Below are 17,724 nucleotides of genomic sequence, written 5' to 3'. Positions count from 1 at the left end.
GACTGCTCCTGTGTGTCTCTCGCGATGTGTCGTGCTGAATGTGTAGAAAACTGGTGCTACTGCTCGGTGCTGGCCTCGGCGAGCTCGCCGTCGGCGGCTCGAGCCATCAGGTGGGCGATCTCGGCGGCGAAGTCGTCGACGGACTCAAAGGCCTTGTAGACGCTGGCGAAGCGCAGGTAAGCGACCTCGTCGAGCTCCTTGAGCGGCTCCAGGACCGCCAGTCCGATCTCGTGCGCGGGGATCTCGGCGAGCCCGGAGGCGCGCAGCGCATCCTCGACCTGCTGGCCCAGGCACGCGAGGTCGTCCTCGGAGACCGGTCGGCCCTTGCAGGCCTTGCGAACGCCGGCGACGGCCTTCTCGCGGGTGAAGGGCTCACTGGCCCCGGACCGCTTCACCACCATGAGCTGCATCTGCTCCACGGTGGTGAACCGCTTCTCGCACGAGACGCAGGCCCGGCGACGACGGATCGCCCCACCCTCGTCCGCGACCCGAGAGTCCAGGACCTTGGTGTCGATGTGCTTGCAGAACGGGCAGTGCATCAAGGGCCTCCTCTGGGGAAAACATCGGGACGACGGTGTGGATTCCGGCAGTTCCTGTGGGTAACCCTACTCATCCTGTGCAACTAGATGTGGAGAACTACACGGCTGTAAGTACTAGATCTAGTGGTGAGCGTACGCCTGCTGCGCAGGGCCATGCAAGTAGATTCGTCGGGTCCGCGGACATTTCTGCAGTACGCGACGTTTGCGCAGGTCAGGGCCGACAGAGCGCCACAACAGCCCCATCCGTCACGGCGTGGCGCGGCCCGTCGGCACCCGGTGTCGCCCCCCCAGCGGAGCCGGGGCCTTCCACTTCGGAACATCCAGGAGGATGATCGGTCCATGACCACACGACTCAACCCGTACCTCAACTTCCGCTCCCAGGCCCGCGAGGCCCTGGAGTTCTACCACTCCGCACTCGGCGGCACGATCGAGATGATGACCTTCGCCGACGGGGGCATGTCCGAGGGCCCGGCCGACGCGGACCTCATCATGCACGGCGCCGTCATCAGCGAGGACGGCCTGACGATCTTCGCCGCTGACACCCCGGCCTCCATGCCCGACCCCGTCGTCGGCACTGCCGTCAACATCTCGCTGTCCACGTACGAGGGCGACCTCACCCCCGTCTGGGACAAGCTCACCGAGGGTGCCGAGATCGTCCAGCCGTTCGAGCTCGCGCCCTGGGGTGACCGCTTCGGACTGTTCAACGACAAGTTCGGCATCGCGTGGCTCGTCAACCAGGGGCCCGGCGAGCCACCCGCCTGAGCGCCGTGCTCGCCGCTCCGGCCGCGAGCCACAGGCGCCCACGGGCGCGTTGCTAGGCTTTCGACGGCCTCGCCCCCTCTGAAAGGTCGTCCATGCGTCGCAGCATCGTCGCGCTCTGCCTGCTCGGAGCCGCCCTCGCCGGGTGCTCCAGCGAGATCGACGACACCCCCGACGAGGCGCCCACACCCGTGGAGGCCGAGGACACCGAGGCGCCCGCGACCGACGCGCTGGGCGCGATCACCGAGCTCCCGGCCGTGAGCCTGCGCTCGCTGGAGCTGCCCGAGGTGCCCGAGGGCCTGGACGCCGTCGACGTGACCACCGCGGCCGACACGGTCGGCGCGATGGCCCTGGACGCCTTCAACAACCGCGCCCGGTGGGACGCGGGCCCCTCCTCGGACGAGCAGCGCTCCCACCTGGGCATCGCCGGGCCACAATTCGCCGAGCAGGTGGAGACCTCTGAGGTGCTCGCCGACGGCGCGCCCACGGCGCAGCTCTTCGTCTCCTTCTTCGACCCCGACGCCCAGCCGATCGCCCAGCCGCGCGTCGTCGGGGCCCAGTGGGACGTGACAGAGGCCGAGACCGAGGACGGCCCCGTCCCGCTCGTGGCCCTGCAGGTGCACGCGATGTACCTCGTCGGCGACGAGGACGAGCCGCAGGCCGTCCTGATCAGGCGGACCATCGGACTGGGCGGCAACGACCTCGGGCGACTGGACGCGGAGAAGACCTGGCTGGTCGACACCGACCTCATCGGCGCCGACGAGTGCGCGTTCTACACCGAGGGCCTCATCTCCCCCACGTCCGACGAGCCCGACGTCACCGAGTACGAGGAGTTCCTCGACGAGGCCGAGTCGGAGGAGATCGACACCCCGCTGGAGCAGATGCCCCCGCTGGCGGGCCTGCGCGCCGAGGCCTGCGACTAGGACACGTCGGCCGCCGGCACGTCGACCTCGAGGTAGCGCAACGCGTCGTCCACCAGGCGGTGGGCGGCGATGCGGGCCCGGGCCGCGCTCGCCAAGGCCTGGCGCTTGATGAACGTCGCGTCCAGGCCCGCCTGCCGCACGGTCTCGGTGTCGTCGTCCACCCAGCGGGCGTACGTCTGCGGCGTCACCTCGGGATGGAACTGCCAGGCGATGGCCGGGGTGCCGAGGCTCTCGTCGATGAAGCACTGCGGCCCGTACCAGGAGGTGCCGAGCACGCGGGCCTGCTGCGGAGGCGTGAGGACATCGCGATGGAACTGCGCCCACGGCCCCTCGGGGCACAGGACGGGGTCGATGGTGTCGACCCGCTTCCAGCCCGCCTCTGGCTCGTCCCCGCGGTAGGACGCACCACCCAGGGCCCGAGCCAACAGCTGGGCGCCGAAGCAGATCCCCATGACGGGGGTGCCGGCTCGCAGGGACGAGCGGACCAAGGCCTCCTCCGCCGCGACCGGGCCGGCCCACCGGGGCTCGTGCGCCGAGCGCTCCGAGCCGAGCAGCAGCATCATGGCCGCGGGGGCGAGCTCGTCGTGCGCGACGACGGCATCGCGGTCGATCCACCCGAGCTCGAACCCGAGGGCGGCCAAGCGTTCGGTGACGTAGCCGCCCTCGCGGTCGGTGCCGTCGGCCACGACGTGGATGAGCATGCGCCCATTGTGCGCGGCCGCACCGATCACTCGTAGACCGGCACCGCCAGCTCGCGGCCCATCTGCAGCTCTCCGGCGCCGGAGAGCGAGTTCATCCGCATGATGTCGTCGACGGTCTCCCGCGGGTCACCGGCCGGGTTGGCGTCCCCGGCGATCTGCCAGAGGGTCTCGCCCGGCTGCACGGTGACCACCGTGGTGGCCGGAACGTCGCCGCGCTCGCCGGTGGCGGTGACCGACGGGCCGAACGCGACGGCGAGCAGCACGAGTGCAACCAGGGCCGCGAGCAGGACGACCAGCCGGCCACGCCGGGTGAGCCGAAGCTCCGGGCTGGAGAAGGACGGGTACGAGGTGAGGGAGATGGTGCTCATGGGGTGCCTCCAAGGGGGAAGTGAGACGGGGGTGTGGAGTTTGGGGTGTCCGACCGAACCTCCGCGATGTCACTCGATTCCGGGCCGCTGGATGCGAACTGGAACAGACGTTCGATCGAACACGTGTACGACACTACGACAGCCGACCGACAAAAGCAGCCCCCAATCGAACAGGAAGGCGAGTACACCATCACAATCCCTGCAATTCCGGCGAAAGAAGGATCGAAAGAATGTTCTTCTCGGCGTGTCAGGACCCGGGAGGACCCCGCAGGATCGGCTCCCTTCGGCACCCAGGGCTGCGCGGGGCCATCCGGCTGGGCCTGGTCGCGACGAGCACGACCGCCACTCCGCGGGGTCCGATCGGCCACGACACGCTCTCGAACAGGTGTTTGGATGTGTCCGAGATCGCGGCTACCGTATGGCCATGAGCGACGACACCACCACGGACCAGGCCGAGGAGACGCGACCCAAGCGCGGGCGTCCCAAGGGATCACGCAACTCCCCGCGCGAGCTGCCCGACGGCCCGGTCGATGAGATGACCGGCCTGACCGCCCGCCAGCAGAAGATCCTGATCTTCCTGCGCGAGATGATCGAGAAGCACGGCTACCCGCCCAGCATGCGTGAGATCGGCGTGGCCGTGGGCCTGGCCAGCACGTCCTCGGTGGCGCACCAGCTGCGCGTCCTGGAGCGTCTGGGCTACGTCAAGCGCGACCCCAACCGACCGCGAGCCCTGGAGATCTTCCTGCCCGAGGTACTCAAGGCCCGCAAGACGCTGGGCCCGGCCGATGAGTCCGAGGGCGACGCCACCGGCATCGGTGACGCCCGCCCGGCCGCCACCTACGTCCCGATGGTCGGCAAGATCGCCGCCGGTGGGCCCATCCTGGCCGAGGAGCTCGTCGAGGACGTGCTCCCTCTGCCCGCGTCACTGGTCGGCGACGGCACGCTCTTCCTGCTGCAGGTGCAGGGCGACTCGATGATCGACGCCGCCATCTGCGAGGGCGACTTCGTGGTGGTGCGCCAGCAGCCGACGGCCGAGAACGGCGAGGTCGTGGCCGCGATGCTCGACGGCGAGGCCACGGTCAAGACCTTCCAGCGCACCGACGGCCACGTCTGGCTGATGCCGCACAACGACGACTACTCCCCCATCGACGGCACCCACGCCACCATCCTGGGCAAGGTCACCGCGGTCCTGCGCCGACTCTGATCCCCCTGCCCTGATCGCCCTGCCCTGATCCGCCGAGGCGGACCCCGACCTCACTCCTGCTCGTCGAGTCGTCGCAACGCGGCGAGCACGATGGAACGGTCGGTGGTCCGCCACATCGGGGGCAGCGACGCTGCCAGGAAGCTGCCGTAGCGGGCCGTGGCGATCCGTGGGTCCAGGATCGCCACGACACCCTTGTCGTCGCCACGACGGATCAAGCGGCCCGCGCCCTGGGCGAGAAGCAGCGCGGCGTGGCCGGCGGCCACGGTCATGAAGCCGTTGCCGCCACGCTTCTCCACCAGGCGTTGACGGGCGCTCATCAGCGGGTCGTCCGGACGCGGGAACGGGATGCGGTCGATGATCACCAGCTGGCAGGTGTCTCCCGGCAGGTCCACCCCCTGCCAGAGGCTGAGCGTGCCGAACAGGCAGGTGGACGGCTCCTTGGCGAAGCGCCGGGCCAGCTCGGGCAGCTGGGCGTCGCCCTGGCACCAGATGTCCAGGTCCGGCAGCCGCTCCCGCGTGGCCTCGGCCGCGGCCTCTGCCGCCCGGCGGGAGGAGAACAGCCCGAGCGTCCGCCCGCCCGCCGCCTCCACGAGGGCTGCGATCTCGTCCAGCTGGGCCTCCTGCAACCCGTCGCGGCCCGGCGGCGGCAGGTGCTTGGCGACGTAGAGGATGCCCTGGCGCGTGTAGTCGAACGGTGAGCCGACGTCGATGCCCTGCCAGGTGGACTCCCCCTCCGCCGGCTGGGACGTCAGACCGAGCGACGCGGCGAGCGGGTCGAAGCCACCGCCCAGCGTCAGCGTGGCACTGGTGAGCACGACCGTCTTGGTGCCGAAGAGCTTCTCGCGCAGCGCGCCGGAGACGTCGATCGGAGCCACGCGCAGCTGTGGTCCGCCGCGGGACTCCCCCAGCCAGAGCACCTCGGTCTCGCGGCTCGTGGCCATCCGGTCGGCCACCTGCCGGACCTCCTCCAGCATCGCCTTGGCCTGCTGGCGGCCGGCGTCCTCGGCGTCGGTGGGCGTGTCCTTGCCGAAGGCCGACAGTGCCTGCCGTGCGGCGTCGCGCACCATCTGCAGCCCCTCCAGCAGGGCCTCCTGGGGTGCGTCGATCCGGCCGACGTCGGTCGCGGCCATCGCCGCTGCCAACGCATCGGCCGACTCGGTCAGGTCGTCCACCGCGCGGCTGCCGCGCTCGTCGGAGAGGTGCCCCCGCGCGCGTCGCGAGGCACGCTCCACGGTGCCCGCGTCCAGCTCGTCGGTGGCGGCCTGCGTGACCCGGGCGGCCAGCTCGTGGGCCTCGTCGACGACGACGGCGTCGTACTCCGGGAGCATCGGGACGCCGTCGATGGCGTCGATGGCCAGCAGCGCGTGGTTGGTGACCACGAGATCGGCCTGCTGGGCGTCCTCACGGGCCCGCTCGGCGAAGCACTCCAGGGCGTGCGCGCAGCGAGAGGCGCCCAGGCACTCCCGGTGGTTGACGCTGACCTGACGCCACGCCCGCTCGGAGTGCGCCGGGGCGGCGTCGCGGTCACCGACGTGCGAGCCCTTGGCCTGCTCCTCGGCCCACTCCCGCAGCGCGACGACCTCCGCGCCCAGGGCACCCTCGGGGACCTCGACGAGCACGCCCTGGTCGTCGGGAGCGCCCTCGCGGACCCGGTGCAGGCAGGCGTAGTTGGCGCGACCCTTCACCACGGCGGTGTGCGGCACCTGGGCGTCGGCGCTCGTGGCGGCCTTGCGCAGCGCCGGGATGTCCCGCTCCACCAGCTGGTGCTGCAGGTTCAGCGTCGCCGTGGCCACCACGACCCGCTTGCCGTGCAGGGCACTGGGCACCAGGTACCCCAGCGACTTGCCGGTGCCCGTGCCCGCCTGCACCAGCAGGTGCGTCCCGGAGGACAACGACTCCGCGACGGCCTCGGCCATCGTCACCTGTCCCGGCCGCTCCGCACCTCCGATGGACGTGACGGCGGCGGCGAGGAGGTCGGGGACCGAGGCAGGCATGCGCCCGAGCCTATGCCCGGGCCCGGACCGGGCACGGCGGCCGTCCACAGCGACGCGCGACGCCGGGTGATCGCTCAGATCGCTCGCAGGGAGTGCGCGAGCTCCTCCGGGACGCGGGCCACGATGTGGGTGCCCTCACCGGTGTGGTCCAGCTCCTCGATCTCGCCGTTCTCGTGCACGAGGCTGATCAGGTCGCCGCGCGCGTAGGGCACGACGACGTCGATGAGCACGGCAGGGCGTGGCAGGTCGGCCTCGATCGCCGAGAGCAGCTCGTCGAAACCCTCACCGGTGCGGGCGCTCACGACGATGGCGTGCGGCTCGGCGACCAGCACCTGCTTGACCCCGAGGTCGTCGGCGACGTCGGCCTTGTTGATCACGACGATCTCACGCACCGACGTGGCGCCGACGTCGGCGAGCACCTCGCGCACCGCGGCCACCTGGCTGCGGGGGTCGGGGTGGGAGCCGTCGACGACGTGCAGGACGAGGTCGGCGTCGGCCACCTCCTCCAGCGTCGAGCGGAACGCCTCCACCAGCTGGTGGGGCAGGTGCCGCACGAAGCCGACGGTGTCCGAGAGCGTGTAGACCCGACCGTCGGAGGTCTGGGTGCGACGGGTGGTGGGGTCCAGGGTCGCGAAGAGCGCGTCCTCCACGAGCACACCGGCGTCGGTGAGCCGGTTCAGCAGGCTGGACTTTCCGGCGTTGGTGTAGCCCGCGATCGCGACGGCCGGGATGCCGTGCCGTCGGCGTTGGGCCTTCTTGATGTCGCGGGTGACCCGCAGGTCCTTGAGCTCGCGGCGCAGCTTGGTCATCTTGGCCTGGATCCGGCGACGGTCGGTCTCGAGCTTGGTCTCACCGGGGCCACGACCACCGATGCCCTCGCCGCCCGCCGCCTGGCCACCGGCCTGGCGCGACAGGTTGCCGCCCCAGCCGCGCAGGCGCTGCGTCTGGTACTGCAGCTGGGCCAGCTCGACCTGGGCCTTGCCCTCGGCGCTCTTGGCGTGCTGGGCGAAGATGTCCAGGATCAGTGCCGTGCGGTCGACGACCTTGACCTTGGTCCGGTCCTCCAGGTTGCGCAGCTGGCTCGGTGCGAGCTCGCCGTCGCAGATGATCGTGTCCGCACCGGTGGCCTCGACCGCGGCCTTGAGCTCCTGCACCTTGCCACTGCCGATGAAGGTGGCGGCGTCGGGCCGCTGGCGCCGCTGCACCATGGCGTCGAGCACCTCCGAGCCGGCCGTCTCGGCGAGCGCCTTGAGCTCGGTGAGCGAGTTCTCCGCGTCCTCGGCCGTGCCGTCGGTCCAGACGCCGACCAGGACGACCCGCTCCAGCCGCAGCTGGCGGTACTCGACCTCGGTGATGTCCTCCAGCTCGGTGGACAGCCCCGCGACGCGACGCAGGGAGTGGCGCTCGGCCAGCTCCAGACCCTCCATGTCGTCCCTGTCGACCTTCTCCTGCTCGGTGTCGACATCGCTCATGCGAGCCACTCCATCTCACCGCGCGCGACGATCTGCGCCGGGCCGGACAGGATCAGGTGGTCGTCGGGGCGCCACGTGACGTGCAGGATGCCGCCGGGGACGTCGACGCGGTAGGTCGCCGGGCGATCGACGCCGTCGAAGCGGGCCGCCGTGAGACCGACCGCGCAGGCCCCGGTGCCGCAGGAGAGCGTCTCCCCCGAGCCGCGCTCGTGCACCCGCATCGCGACGTGGGCGGGTCCTCGTCGCTGCACGAACTCCACGTTGACGCCCTCGGGGTAGGTCTCCGGGTCGTGCTCGGGTGCCTGCAGCAGGGAGCCGGCGTCGTCGAGCCGGTCGACGAACACCACGGCGTGCGGGTTGCCCGTGCGGACGTCCTGCGCCTCCCAGACGTGGCCGCCCGCGAAGATCTTGGACGTGGAGCCCCAGGTGCCCACGCCCATGTCGACGCTGAGCTCGCCGTCGGGCAGGGGGGTCACCTGCTTGTCGCCGTCGCGCGTGCCGATGACCAACGGCGCGTCGGGCACGAGCTGCTCGTCGATGAGGTGACGGGCCAGCACCCTGATGCCGTTGCCGCACATCTCGCTCACCGAGCCGTCGGCGTTGAGGTAGTCCATGAACCACTCGCCCGCGCTCGGCAGGCCGACCGCCTCCGACCGGATGACGCGGATGACACCGTCGGCGCCCAGGCCGCGGCGTCGATGGCAGATCTGCGCGACGAGGTCGCCGTCGAGGTCGCCGTGGATGCTCCCGTCATGGTCGGGGAGCAGCACGAAGTCGTTCTGGGTGCCGTGTCCCTTGAGCCATGGAAAGGTCATTCGATCAGTCTACGCCCGCCCGCCGCGCTGGACGATGGCCATGGTGCGGCCGCCTCAGCGGTCCTCCTCGACCACCCGCAGGGCTTGCTCGAGCAACGCAGGGTCGTCGGCCCGCAGCCACGTGATGCGGGGATCCTTGCGGAAGTGCCGGTCCTGGCGCCGCGCGAAGGCGATCGTCCCGCGCGCCGTGGCCGCCATGGCCTCGGCCTGCGTGAGGGTGCCGTCGAGCTGCTGGACCGCCTGGGAGTAGCCGAGCGCCCGGGACGCGGTGGGCGCGGTGTCCAGCCCCCGCTCCCGAAGGCCGCGCACCTCCTCGACGAGCCCGTCGGCCCACATCGCCTCCACCCGGTGCCGGATCCGCTCGTCCAGCACCGGCCGCTCGACCTCCAGGCCGATCATCCGGACCTCCCCGATCATCGACTCGTGCGGCGGCATCGTGGCGACGAAGGGGCGGCCGGTGATCTCGGTGACCTCCAGCGCCCGGACGATGCGGCGGCCGTTGGAGGGCAGGATCGCCTCGGCGGCCGCTGGTGCCACGCGAGCCAGCTCGGCGTGCAGGGCTGGGCTGCCCACCTGATCCAGACGTGCCCTCCACCGGTCGCGGACGGCCGGGTCCGTGCCCGGGAAGTCGAGCCGGTCCAGCACCGCCCGCACGTAGAGCGACGAGCCGCCCACGAGCACCGGCGGCACGCCGCGAGCGAGGCAGTCCTGCACCGTCTCCCGGGCCCGACGCTGGAAGGTGGCGACGGAGGCAGGCTCCGCGAGGTCCAGGACGTCGATGAGGTGGTGCGGCACCCCGGCACGCTCCGCGAGCGGCGTCTTGGCGGTGCCGACGTCCATGCCGCGGTAGAGCTGCATCGAGTCCGCGTTGACCACCTCACCACCCAGGCGACGACACAGCTGCACCGCGAGTGCGGACTTGCCGGAGGCCGTCGGTCCGACGACCACCACCACGCGGTCGGCCGGGGTCATGCGATGGATTCTCGCAGTACGCTGGCGGCGACGAGGCGGGACGGTCCCGCCTCCGAGTCAGGGGTCGTCATGGGATTCATCGACAAGCTCAAGAAGAACGCACCCACGCTGAAGCGCAGGGCCGCCGACCTGGCCCGCGAGCACGGCGACAAGGCCGACACCGGCATCAACAAGGCCGCGGACCTCGCCGACAAGGCGACCAAGGGCAAGTACGCCGACAAGATCGACGGTGCCGCCGACAAGGCCAAGGGCGCCGTCGACGACCTCGGCAACGACAAGCCCAACGACAAGCGCTGAGTCAGCCGACCCGCCAGTCGGCCACCCAGTAGCCGACGCCGAAGGGGGCCGAGTCGTGCCGCAGTCGCGACACGACCTCGGCACCCTCGGTCGTGCGCGCGACGACGGCGGCACCGAGGGCACGCAGCGCCGGCGCCCCGGAGACCAGGAGCTCGTCAGCCAGGCCGAGGTCCAGCGAGGCCAGGGTCGCGGCATCACCGTCCTGCAGGGCCGCGCCCACGGCAGCATCCATGGTCTCGGCCCGGGGGTCGAGGTGCCCGGGCGCCCGCTCGGTGCGCCGCGCCGACCCGTCGGCCATGACGAGCAACGCCTCCGCGTGCTCCACCGACTCCCGGGCGTCGGGGCCGACGTACCGGCGTCCGCCCTGCCAGCCCGCCTCGTCCAGGAGCCACGCGCCGATGGTCGCCGCGAGCCCGAGGCCACCGTCGGGGCCGCCGGCCCTCACGTCCACGCCGTGGCCGGCCAGGGACCCGCCCGCTCGCTCGTCCCGGTCGTCCCCGTCCGTCGTCAGGACGGTCACCAGGCCGTCCGCCGCTGCGACGAGCACGTTGACCGCGGCCAATGCCTCGCGTCGCACGCTCGTCATCTCCGGCAGCGCGTGCGGGTCCAGTGCCGGCACGAGCAGCGGGGGGTGCGGGCACACGACGACGATCACGCCATGACCCTAATGTGCCCGACCTGAGCGACGGGCGCAGTCATGAAACGATGCGGAGGTGAGTGATCCGCGGCGCCCCGTCGAGTACCCGCCGCGCGTCCAGCGGTGGCGGTTCGCGGATCCACCCGTCTCCCGGCGGTGGTTCTGGGTGGCCGTGGTCACCGGCCCGCTGGCCACGCTCGTGCTGCTGGGCGCCTTCGTCAGCACCATCGTGGTGGAGAGTCGCGACGCTCCCGGACTCCTGGACGACACCGAGGTCGTGCAGGTGGTCGGTGAGGAGTGCGAGCTGATGACCTCCACGGTGGAAGGTCTGACGCTCTCCGGACCGCCGGCGGATCGCGCCCGGACACTGCGCGACCAGAACGAGGCCGTGCGCCAGATGCTGCAGGAGATCCGCGCCCTCGACGACCTCGCTGACCGCGACCAACCGCTGCAGGCGTGGCTGGAGGACTGGGACCGGCTCGTCGAGGCCCGGGAGGCCTACGCCGAGGAGGTCGCCGGTGGCCGAGAGATCGACCTGAGCGTGCCGCGCGACGACGACGGCAACGAGATCACCGAGCGCATGGACGGCGCCGGCCTGCTGGTGTGCGAGGTTCCCGAGGCGCTCGTGACGCCGGAGTTCGGGGACAGCCGAGAGGTCTGACCGGCGTGCCGACGACTCCGTCGGTCAGGACGGCGCCTGCGCCTTCGCGGCCGCCTTCATCTCCTTCTTGTGCGTGCGCACCTTCTGCAGCGACTCGGCGTCGACGACGTCCGCGACGGAGCGGAAGCCCTTGCGTCCGTAGTCACCGGAGACGGTCGTCCAGCCGCGCGGCTTGACCTGCAGCTGCTTGGCCAGCAGCGCGACGAAGATCTTGGCCTTCTGCTCGCCGTACCCGGGCAGGGCCGTCAGCCGGGTGAAGAGCGTCTTGCCCGAGCGGGCCTCGGTCCAGACACGGGCGGCATCGCCGTCGTACTCATCGACGACCACGCGAGCCAGCGCCTGGACGCGACCGGCCATCGAGCGGCCGTAGCGGTGGATGGCCGGCGGCGTGGCGCACAGCTCGGCGAACTCGTGCGGGTCGGCGTCGGCGATGGCCTCGGGGTCGAGGGTGCCGAACCGGTCGAGGATCTTGGCCGGCCCGCGGAAGGCGTGCTCCATCGGGTACTGCTGGTCCAGCAGCATCCCCACGAGCAGGGCGAACGGGTCCTCGGTGAGCACGGCGTCGGCAGCAGGGTCCTGGGCGATCTGGATGGCCATGGCGCCCATCGTCCCACGAGCGTCGCCCGACATCGGTGGCGTACGTGTGCACGCCCCGGATCGGTGCTTCAGCAACCGAGTGCAGCGGTTTCGGGTTGCTCACGCACCGATGGACCCAAGACCGAGACCATTCGGTTGCTCAGGCACCGATCAGGAGGGCGGGCGCGACTCGACGGGCTCGGTGGCGGAGAGGAGGAGGGCGGGCAGGGTCTGGAGCATGAGGGTGCGATCCATCGGCCGCCCGGCGACCACGGCCTCGCGCAGCTCGGCGTCGTAGGTGCCCAGCAGGATGGTTCCGGCACTGCGCAGGTCGATCGTCAGGCGCAGCCCGAGGTCGTCGAGCACGCGCTGGATGACGGCGAGCACCTGGTCCAGCAGACCCTGCCAGAGCGCGTTGAACTCCTGCCCGCCGATGTCGCCCCGCACGCCGCGCAGCGCGAACTCCGCGTGCAGGAGGTAGAAGTCGCGATCGGGCGGACGCAGCTCCATGAACCGTTCCATGATCGCCGGCAGGGCCTGCGCGACGCCGAGCCCGGCGTATGTCTGCGGGTCGACGGCGTGCTCCAGCTGGGCCACCAGTGCGGCGAACTCGCGCTCGAACAGCGCGATGACCAGCTCGTCCTTGCTGGAGAAGTTGGAGTAGAACGCCCCTCGCGTGTACCCGGCGATCTCACAGATGTGCTCCACCGAGGCGCCCTGGATGCCCTCACGCGCCAGCAGGTCCCGGCCGGCGTCCAGGAGTCGCTCGCGCGTCGCCTCCCGGCGACGCCCCGTGGCACCGGTCTGCTGCATGGCCCGTCCTCTCCGTGATGCACGACACCCGTGCGGATACATTGTCGTACTCGATACAATATCGTATCCTGCGACGGTGTCCACACTTCTCTACGCCCTCGGCCGCTGGAGCTATCGCCATCACCGCCGCGTCGTCGCCGGGTGGCTGCTCGCCGTCGTCCTGGCCGGTGGACTCGCCGCTGTCTTCTCCGAGGGCACCAACGACTCCTTCGAGATCCCCGGGACGGAGTCCCAGACGGCGCTGGACGCACTCGACCGCACCTTCCCGCAGCTCGCCGGCACGTCGGCCTACCTGGTCATCGAGGCCCCGGAGGGCGCCACGGTCACCGAGCCCGGGTCCCGACGACTCATCGAGTCCGCCGTGGCCGCGATCGAGGAGGTCGAGGGCGTCGACGACGCGGTCTCGCCCTTCTCCGATGCCACCGACATCGGCATCTCCGACAACGAGCAGGCCGCCCAGGTGCAGGTGCAGTTCCGCGGACAGCTGACCGAGCTCGAGCAGGCCCAGCTGGACGACCTCATGGCCACGGGTGACGACCTGGAGGCCGCCGACCACACCGTGGCCTTCGGCGGCGACGCCTTCACCGACACCGGGCCGCAGCTCTCGATCATCGAGCTCATCGGCGTCTTCGTCGCCTTCGTCGTCCTGTACCTGATGTTCCGCTCGCTGCGCGCCGCGGTGATGCCGATCGTCACGGCCATCATCGGTGTCGCCGTGGCGATGGGGCTGGCGTTCGCCGCCACGAGCGTCGTCACCATCTCCAGCGCCTCCCCCCTGCTGGCGCTGATGGTGGGGCTGGCCGTCGGCATCGACTACGCGCTGTTCATCGTCTCGCGCCACCGCGAGCTGCTCGCCGCCGACGTCGACGCCGAGGAGGCGGCCGGGCGCGCCGTGGCCACCGCCGGGTCGGCCGTGGTGTTCGCCGGGGTCACCGTGATGATCGCCCTGGCCGGTCTGGCCATCGCGCGGATCCCCTTCCTGACCATCATGGGTGTCATCGCCGCCGTCGCGGTCGCCATCGCGGTGGCCGTGGCGGTCACGCTCCTCCCGGCCCTGCTCGGCCGGGCCGGGGACCGCCTGCGCCCCCGCGCGAAGGAACGTCCGCCGGGAGCCTTCTCCAGCCAGTGGGTGAAGGCCACCACGCGCTACCCGCTCATCGCGATCGTCATCATCGTGGTGGGCCTGGGCGTGGCCGCCATCCCCACCAAGGACCTGCAGCTCGCGCTGCCCGACAACGGCGCCGCACCGACGGGCTCCACCCAGCGCGAGGCCTTCGACCTCGTCGAGGAGAGCTTCGGCCCCGGCCACAACGGCCCCCTGCTGGTGACGATGAACCTGATCACCTCCACCGACCCCCTCGGCGTCGTGGAGGACATCGAGGCCGATCTCCGTGGCCTCCCCGGCGTCGAGGCGATCGGCCTGGCCACGCCCAACGAGACCGGGGACACCGGTCTCATCCAGGTCATCCCGACGACCGGCCCGTCCTCGGCCGAGACCGCGGACCTGGTTCACGAGATCCGCGACCGCGGGCCGGGCTGGGAGCAGGAGCACGACATCGACGCCGTCGCCGTCACCGGACTCACCGCCGCGGGCATCGACATCTCCGAACGCCTGCAGGACGCCCTGCTGCCCTTCGGCATCGTCGTCGTGGGCCTGTCCGTCCTGCTGCTGATGATCGTCTTTCGCTCCGTGCTCGTGCCGATCAAGGCGACGCTCGGCTTCCTGCTCTCCACCGGTGCGTCGTTCGGAGCCGTGGTCGCGGTCTTCCAGTGGGGGTGGTTCGCCGACCAGCTGCACGTCATCTCGGTCGGCCCGCTCATCAGCTTCCTGCCGATCCTGCTCATGGCGGTGCTCTTCGGTCTCTCGATGGACTACGAGGTCTTCCTGATGTCCCGGATCAAGGAGGAGTACGCGCGCACCGACGACCCCGACGAGGCGATCCTCACCGGCTTCGTCGGGAGCTCGCGCGTGGTCACGGCCGCAGCGGTCATCATGCTGGCCGTCTTCGCGGCGTTCGTGCCCGAGGGCGACGCCAACATCCAACCCATCGCCTTCGCCCTGGCGGTCGGCGTGTTCTGCGACGCCTTCCTGGTGCGGATGCTGTTCGCGCCGGCCGTCATGCGGCTCACCGGCCGGGCGGCCTGGGCGCTCCCCGCCTGGCTCGACCGGCGCCTCCCCCACGTCGACGTCGAGGGCGAGGGCATGCACCGGCGCATCGAGCTGGAGGCCTGGCCCGCGCGGCCCACCGCCATCAGCGCCGCAGGGCTGACCGCCACCACCCCTCAGGGGCCGGTGTTCAACGACGTCAACATCAGCCTGCCCGAGGGTGACTGGCTCGTGGTCCACGGACCCGCCCGCGGGGGGAAGACCGCCCTGCTGCTGACCCTCGCCGGCCGGATGGCCTTCGCCGACGGGCGGCTGCGCGTCGGCGGCCACCTGCTCCCCCAGGAGGCCCGCGCCGTGCGGCACCTGGTGAGCCTGGGCGAGATGTCCGGGGTCAACGAGCTCGACGACGGCCTGAGCGTCGACCAGCACATCGCCGAGCGTCGCGCCATCTCCTCCTTCGGGCTGTGGGTGCCGCAGCGTCGGATCGCACCCCTGCGTCACGAGCTCAACCGGGCGCTCCAGCACGCGTACGACACCGCCGGCCTGCCCTTCCGAGAGGTGTCCGGCTCGACGCCCCTGGTCGCGCTCGACGGGGTCGCCCGGACCGTCCTGGGCGCCGTCCTGGCGCTCTCGGACGATCCGCGCATCCTGGTGGTCGACGACGTCGACCACCTGCGCGTCGCCGGCGACGTGCAGCTGGTCTGGTCCGCCCTGGCCTGGCTGCTGGAGGAGCGGGACACGACGCTCGTCGCCTCCGTCCGGTCCGCCGAGTCCGCCCCCGACGGCGGCCACCTGCCACCCGAACGGCTCCACCTGCTGGAGCTCGACACGCACCGCACCCTGAGCGAGCTGATGTCCTGATGTTCCCCTCCCCGTCCCTGCCGTGGTTCGAGCTGGCGCGCTTCAAGCGCAGCCGGTTGACCCGGGTCGCCCTGCTGGCGGTGCTGACCGTCCCGCTCTTCTACGGCGGCCTGTACATCTGGGCCAACATCGACCCCACCAACCGCCTCGACAACGTCCAGGCGGCCGTCGTCAACGAGGACGAGATGATCGAGGTCGAGGGCTCCGACGGCGAGGCGCAGCAGGTGGCCGTGGGGCGGCTCCTCGCGGCCGAGCTCATCGGCGACGACTCCGAGCAGAACTACGACTGGGTCCTCACCGATGCCCGGGACGCCCAGGAGGGCCTTGCCGACGGTGAGTACAAGGCCGTGCTCACCATCCCGAAGAACCTGTCGGAGGCATCGACCTCCACCGACGACCCCGAGCAGGCTGTGCAGGGCGAGCTGGACCTCGTCACCGACGACGCCGTGAACTACGTCAACGGAGCGGTCGCGCAGAGCATCCTGCGGGCAGCCAGGTCCTCCCTGAACTCCCAGGTGACCGAGACCTACCTCGACAACATCTACCTCAGCTTCTCCGACATCAAGATGGCGCTGGACGAGGCCGGTGACGGTGCCGGTGATCTCGCCGACGGTGCCGAGGAGCTGGCCGCCGGGACGGACGAGCTCGCCGACGGCGCGGCCACGCTGGCTGACGGCAACCGGCAGCTCGCCGACGGCGCCAGCCAGCTGGACGCGGGAGCCGGTGAGCTGGCAGCCGGCCTGGGACAGCTGCAGGACCAGACGTCGAGCCTTCCGGGCGACACACGGCAGCTCGCAGACGGCTCCCGGCAGGTGGCGGACGGCGTCGATCAGCTGAACGGCACGGTCCAGGAGGTCTCGGGAGCCATCCTCGCCGGCACCGAGGACGCCGAGGCCATCGAGCAGCAGCTGCGGGACTTCGCCGAGCTGTGCCGCGAGCAGGCTCCCGAAGGCTTGGACTGCTCGCTGGTGGAGGACGCCGCAGACCAGTCCGGTGCAGTCATCGGCGACATCCGAGGGCAGGCAGGTGAGATCGGCGGGCAGACCCAGCAGCTCGCAGACGGCGCGCGGCAGGTGGCCCGGGGCAACGCCGAGCTCGCGGCCGGCGTGCCCCAGCTCGTGGATGCGATCGGGACCGCCGCGACCGGCGCCGGAGAGCTGGCCGGCGCCACAGGCGAGCTCAGCACCGGTGCCGACCAGGCAGCCGCCGGTGCGGACGAGCTCGCGAGCGGCACCCAGGAGCTGGCTTCAGGTGCCGACGCGCTCGCGGCCGGTGCCCTGGAGCTGCAGAACGGCCTCACCGACGGCGCCGAGGGCGTCCCGGACTACACCGAGGACGAGCGGGAGAAGCTCGCCGAGACGGCCGCCACCCCCGTCGAGGACGCCATCGACCGCGCCAACGGCGTCTCCAGCTACGGCGCCGGCCTGGCCCCCTACTTCCTGGCCCTCGCCCTGTGGGTGGGCGCCATGGCCATCTACCTGCTGCTGCGCCCGCTCTCCCAGCGCGCACTGGCCTCCACGGCCGGCCCGGTGCGCACCGCCCTCGCGGGGTTCGCACCCGGCCTGGCGCTCTCCCTGCTGCAGGCCGTACTCCTGGTGGGCCTGGTCGTCGGGGCGCTGGGCATCGACCCTGCCCGCCCCTGGGTGCTGCTGGGTCTCGCGGCCCTCACCGGCGCGGTGTTCACCGCGATCAACCAGATGTTCGTGGCGCTCTTCGGCGGGGCCGGGCGGTTCGTCGCCCTGGTGTTCGTGTGCCTGCAGCTGACGGCGGCCGGCGGGACCTACCCGATCGAGACCGCGCCGGGCTTCTTCGGCTTCCTGCACTCGCTGCTGCCGATGACCTACGCCGTGTCCGGGATGCGCACGGCGATCGCCGGCGGTGGCGCCGGGTTGGTGACCGCGGCGGTCGTCCTGGTGCTCTTCGGGCTCGCGGCCCTGGCGGTCACGGTCTTGACCGCCCAGCGACGACAGACGGTGACGATGTCCCGCCTGCACCCGGTGCTGCAGGTCTGAGGTCCGTCGTTCG

At 71.4% G+C, this 17,724-nt stretch carries 17 protein-coding genes; 7 read left to right on the top strand and 10 right to left on the bottom strand.

Annotated elements, in window-relative coordinates:
- Window positions 1-56: 56 nt before the first annotated feature.
- On the bottom strand, window positions 57-539 hold the full coding sequence (gene nrdR, locus ACHAAC_RS15595; RefSeq protein WP_435717227.1) for a transcriptional regulator NrdR: 483 nt from the start codon (window positions 537-539) through the stop codon (window positions 57-59).
- A gap of 339 nt (window positions 540-878) precedes the next feature.
- Here nrdR and ACHAAC_RS15590 point away from each other — a divergent pair, with 339 nt between their 5' ends.
- The gene (locus ACHAAC_RS15590; RefSeq protein ID WP_435717226.1) at window positions 879-1,301 is read left to right on the top strand and encodes a VOC family protein; all 423 of its coding nucleotides are present in this window, start codon (window positions 879-881) and stop codon (window positions 1,299-1,301) included.
- A 92-nt stretch (window positions 1,302-1,393) separates the two neighbouring features.
- Window positions 1,394-2,221, top strand: coding sequence for a hypothetical protein (locus ACHAAC_RS15585; protein WP_435717225.1), 828 nt, complete (start codon window positions 1,394-1,396; stop codon window positions 2,219-2,221).
- Here the strand turns inward: ACHAAC_RS15585 and ACHAAC_RS15580 are convergent.
- Both ACHAAC_RS15580 and ACHAAC_RS15575 read right to left on the bottom strand, forming a co-directional pair.
- Window positions 2,218-2,922: a type 1 glutamine amidotransferase gene (locus ACHAAC_RS15580; protein ID WP_435717224.1), complete on the bottom strand. Its 705-nt coding sequence runs from the start codon at window positions 2,920-2,922 to the stop codon at window positions 2,218-2,220. The genes ACHAAC_RS15585 and ACHAAC_RS15580 overlap by 4 nt on opposite strands.
- A gap of 26 nt (window positions 2,923-2,948) precedes the next feature.
- Complete coding sequence (locus tag ACHAAC_RS15575) at window positions 2,949-3,290, bottom strand: LysM peptidoglycan-binding domain-containing protein (RefSeq protein ID WP_435717223.1); 342 nt, start codon at window positions 3,288-3,290, stop codon at window positions 2,949-2,951.
- Between the two features lie 424 nt (window positions 3,291-3,714).
- Here ACHAAC_RS15575 and lexA point away from each other — a divergent pair, with 424 nt between their 5' ends.
- On the top strand, window positions 3,715-4,494 hold the full coding sequence (gene lexA, locus ACHAAC_RS15570) for a transcriptional repressor LexA (RefSeq protein WP_435717222.1): 780 nt from the start codon (window positions 3,715-3,717) through the stop codon (window positions 4,492-4,494).
- Window positions 4,495-4,544: 50 nt separating this feature from the next.
- On the opposite strand, the gene ACHAAC_RS15565 is transcribed toward lexA, so the two are convergent.
- The 4 genes from ACHAAC_RS15565 to miaA all read right to left on the bottom strand — a co-directional run bounded on the left by ACHAAC_RS15565 (window position 4,545) and on the right by miaA (window position 9,747).
- Entirely contained in the window at window positions 4,545-6,488 is a 1,944-nt protein-coding gene (locus tag ACHAAC_RS15565; RefSeq protein ID WP_435717221.1) for an ATP-dependent DNA helicase, read from the bottom strand.
- 74 nt (window positions 6,489-6,562) lie between these two features.
- Complete coding sequence (gene hflX, locus ACHAAC_RS15560) at window positions 6,563-7,960, bottom strand: GTPase HflX (protein ID WP_435717220.1); 1,398 nt, start codon at window positions 7,958-7,960, stop codon at window positions 6,563-6,565.
- Window positions 7,957-8,775 carry a diaminopimelate epimerase gene (dapF, locus tag ACHAAC_RS15555; RefSeq protein ID WP_435717219.1) on the bottom strand — a complete coding sequence of 273 codons (819 nt, stop codon included), beginning with the start codon at window positions 8,773-8,775 and terminating at the stop codon, window positions 7,957-7,959. The genes hflX and dapF overlap by 4 nt, the downstream gene beginning before the upstream one ends.
- A gap of 54 nt (window positions 8,776-8,829) precedes the next feature.
- Complete coding sequence (miaA, locus tag ACHAAC_RS15550) at window positions 8,830-9,747, bottom strand: tRNA (adenosine(37)-N6)-dimethylallyltransferase MiaA (protein WP_435717218.1); 918 nt, start codon at window positions 9,745-9,747, stop codon at window positions 8,830-8,832.
- Window positions 9,748-9,816: 69 nt separating this feature from the next.
- On the opposite strand from miaA, the gene ACHAAC_RS15545 reads away from it, so the two are divergent.
- Window positions 9,817-10,044, top strand: a complete 228-nt coding sequence (locus ACHAAC_RS15545; protein WP_435717217.1) for an antitoxin — start codon at window positions 9,817-9,819, stop codon at window positions 10,042-10,044.
- 1 nt (window position 10,045) lies between these two features.
- On the opposite strand, the gene ACHAAC_RS15540 is transcribed toward ACHAAC_RS15545, so the two are convergent.
- Window positions 10,046-10,699, bottom strand: a complete 654-nt coding sequence (locus ACHAAC_RS15540) for a class III extradiol dioxygenase subunit B-like domain-containing protein (RefSeq protein WP_435717216.1) — start codon at window positions 10,697-10,699, stop codon at window positions 10,046-10,048.
- 58 nt (window positions 10,700-10,757) lie between these two features.
- Between ACHAAC_RS15540 and ACHAAC_RS15535 the strand changes: the two genes are divergently transcribed.
- A complete protein-coding gene (locus ACHAAC_RS15535; RefSeq protein ID WP_435717215.1) occupies window positions 10,758-11,342 on the top strand; it encodes a hypothetical protein in 585 nt (194 codons plus the stop codon).
- A 24-nt stretch (window positions 11,343-11,366) separates the two neighbouring features.
- Here ACHAAC_RS15535 and ACHAAC_RS15530 read toward each other — a convergent pair whose 3' ends face one another.
- Together ACHAAC_RS15530 and ACHAAC_RS15525 are read right to left on the bottom strand one after the other, a co-directional pair.
- Window positions 11,367-11,939 carry an HhH-GPD-type base excision DNA repair protein gene (locus ACHAAC_RS15530; protein ID WP_435717214.1) on the bottom strand — a complete coding sequence of 191 codons (573 nt, stop codon included), beginning with the start codon at window positions 11,937-11,939 and terminating at the stop codon, window positions 11,367-11,369.
- A gap of 150 nt (window positions 11,940-12,089) precedes the next feature.
- Entirely contained in the window at window positions 12,090-12,731 is a 642-nt protein-coding gene (locus tag ACHAAC_RS15525; RefSeq protein ID WP_435717213.1) for a TetR/AcrR family transcriptional regulator, read from the bottom strand.
- A 76-nt stretch (window positions 12,732-12,807) separates the two neighbouring features.
- Between ACHAAC_RS15525 and ACHAAC_RS15520 the strand changes: the two genes are divergently transcribed.
- Together ACHAAC_RS15520 and ACHAAC_RS15515 are read left to right on the top strand one after the other, a co-directional pair.
- A complete protein-coding gene (locus ACHAAC_RS15520; protein WP_435717212.1) occupies window positions 12,808-15,699 on the top strand; it encodes an MMPL family transporter in 2,892 nt (963 codons plus the stop codon).
- The gene (locus ACHAAC_RS15515) at window positions 15,699-17,711 is read left to right on the top strand and encodes a YhgE/Pip family protein (protein ID WP_435717211.1); all 2,013 of its coding nucleotides are present in this window, start codon (window positions 15,699-15,701) and stop codon (window positions 17,709-17,711) included. Before ACHAAC_RS15520 ends, ACHAAC_RS15515 begins: the two co-directional genes overlap by 1 nt.
- Window positions 17,712-17,724 lie beyond the last annotated feature (13 nt).

It is taken from the genome of Aeromicrobium sp. CF4.19 (genome assembly GCF_051262555.1).
GTDB lineage: Bacteria > Actinomycetota > Actinomycetes > Propionibacteriales > Nocardioidaceae > Aeromicrobium.
The sequence above is the reverse complement of the archived record's forward strand: the minus strand, read 5'-3'. Positions and strand labels throughout refer to the sequence as shown.

Bases quoted from the DNA above. Each gene is read 5' to 3' on its own strand.
- ACHAAC_RS15565 (WP_435717221.1), bottom strand. From the start codon at position 6,488: ATGCCTGCCTCGGTCCCCGACCTCCTCGCCGCCGCCGTCACGTCCATC.
- ACHAAC_RS15525 (WP_435717213.1), bottom strand. From the start codon at position 12,731: ATGCAGCAGACCGGTGCCACGGGGCGTCGCCGGGAGGCGACGCGCGAG.
- ACHAAC_RS15545 (WP_435717217.1), top strand. From the start codon at position 9,817: ATGGGATTCATCGACAAGCTCAAGAAGAACGCACCCACGCTGAAGCGC.
- ACHAAC_RS15530 (WP_435717214.1), bottom strand. From the start codon at position 11,939: ATGGCCATCCAGATCGCCCAGGACCCTGCTGCCGACGCCGTGCTCACC.
- ACHAAC_RS15575 (WP_435717223.1), bottom strand. From the start codon at position 3,290: ATGAGCACCATCTCCCTCACCTCGTACCCGTCCTTCTCCAGCCCGGAG.
- hflX (WP_435717220.1), bottom strand. From the start codon at position 7,960: ATGAGCGATGTCGACACCGAGCAGGAGAAGGTCGACAGGGACGACATG.
- miaA (WP_435717218.1), bottom strand. From the start codon at position 9,747: ATGACCCCGGCCGACCGCGTGGTGGTGGTCGTCGGACCGACGGCCTCC.
- nrdR (WP_435717227.1), bottom strand. From the start codon at position 539: ATGCACTGCCCGTTCTGCAAGCACATCGACACCAAGGTCCTGGACTCT.
- ACHAAC_RS15580 (WP_435717224.1), bottom strand. From the start codon at position 2,922: ATGCTCATCCACGTCGTGGCCGACGGCACCGACCGCGAGGGCGGCTAC.
- ACHAAC_RS15515 (WP_435717211.1), top strand. From the start codon at position 15,699: ATGTTCCCCTCCCCGTCCCTGCCGTGGTTCGAGCTGGCGCGCTTCAAG.
- ACHAAC_RS15590 (WP_435717226.1), top strand. From the start codon at position 879: ATGACCACACGACTCAACCCGTACCTCAACTTCCGCTCCCAGGCCCGC.
- dapF (WP_435717219.1), bottom strand. From the start codon at position 8,775: ATGACCTTTCCATGGCTCAAGGGACACGGCACCCAGAACGACTTCGTG.
- lexA (WP_435717222.1), top strand. From the start codon at position 3,715: ATGAGCGACGACACCACCACGGACCAGGCCGAGGAGACGCGACCCAAG.
- ACHAAC_RS15585 (WP_435717225.1), top strand. From the start codon at position 1,394: ATGCGTCGCAGCATCGTCGCGCTCTGCCTGCTCGGAGCCGCCCTCGCC.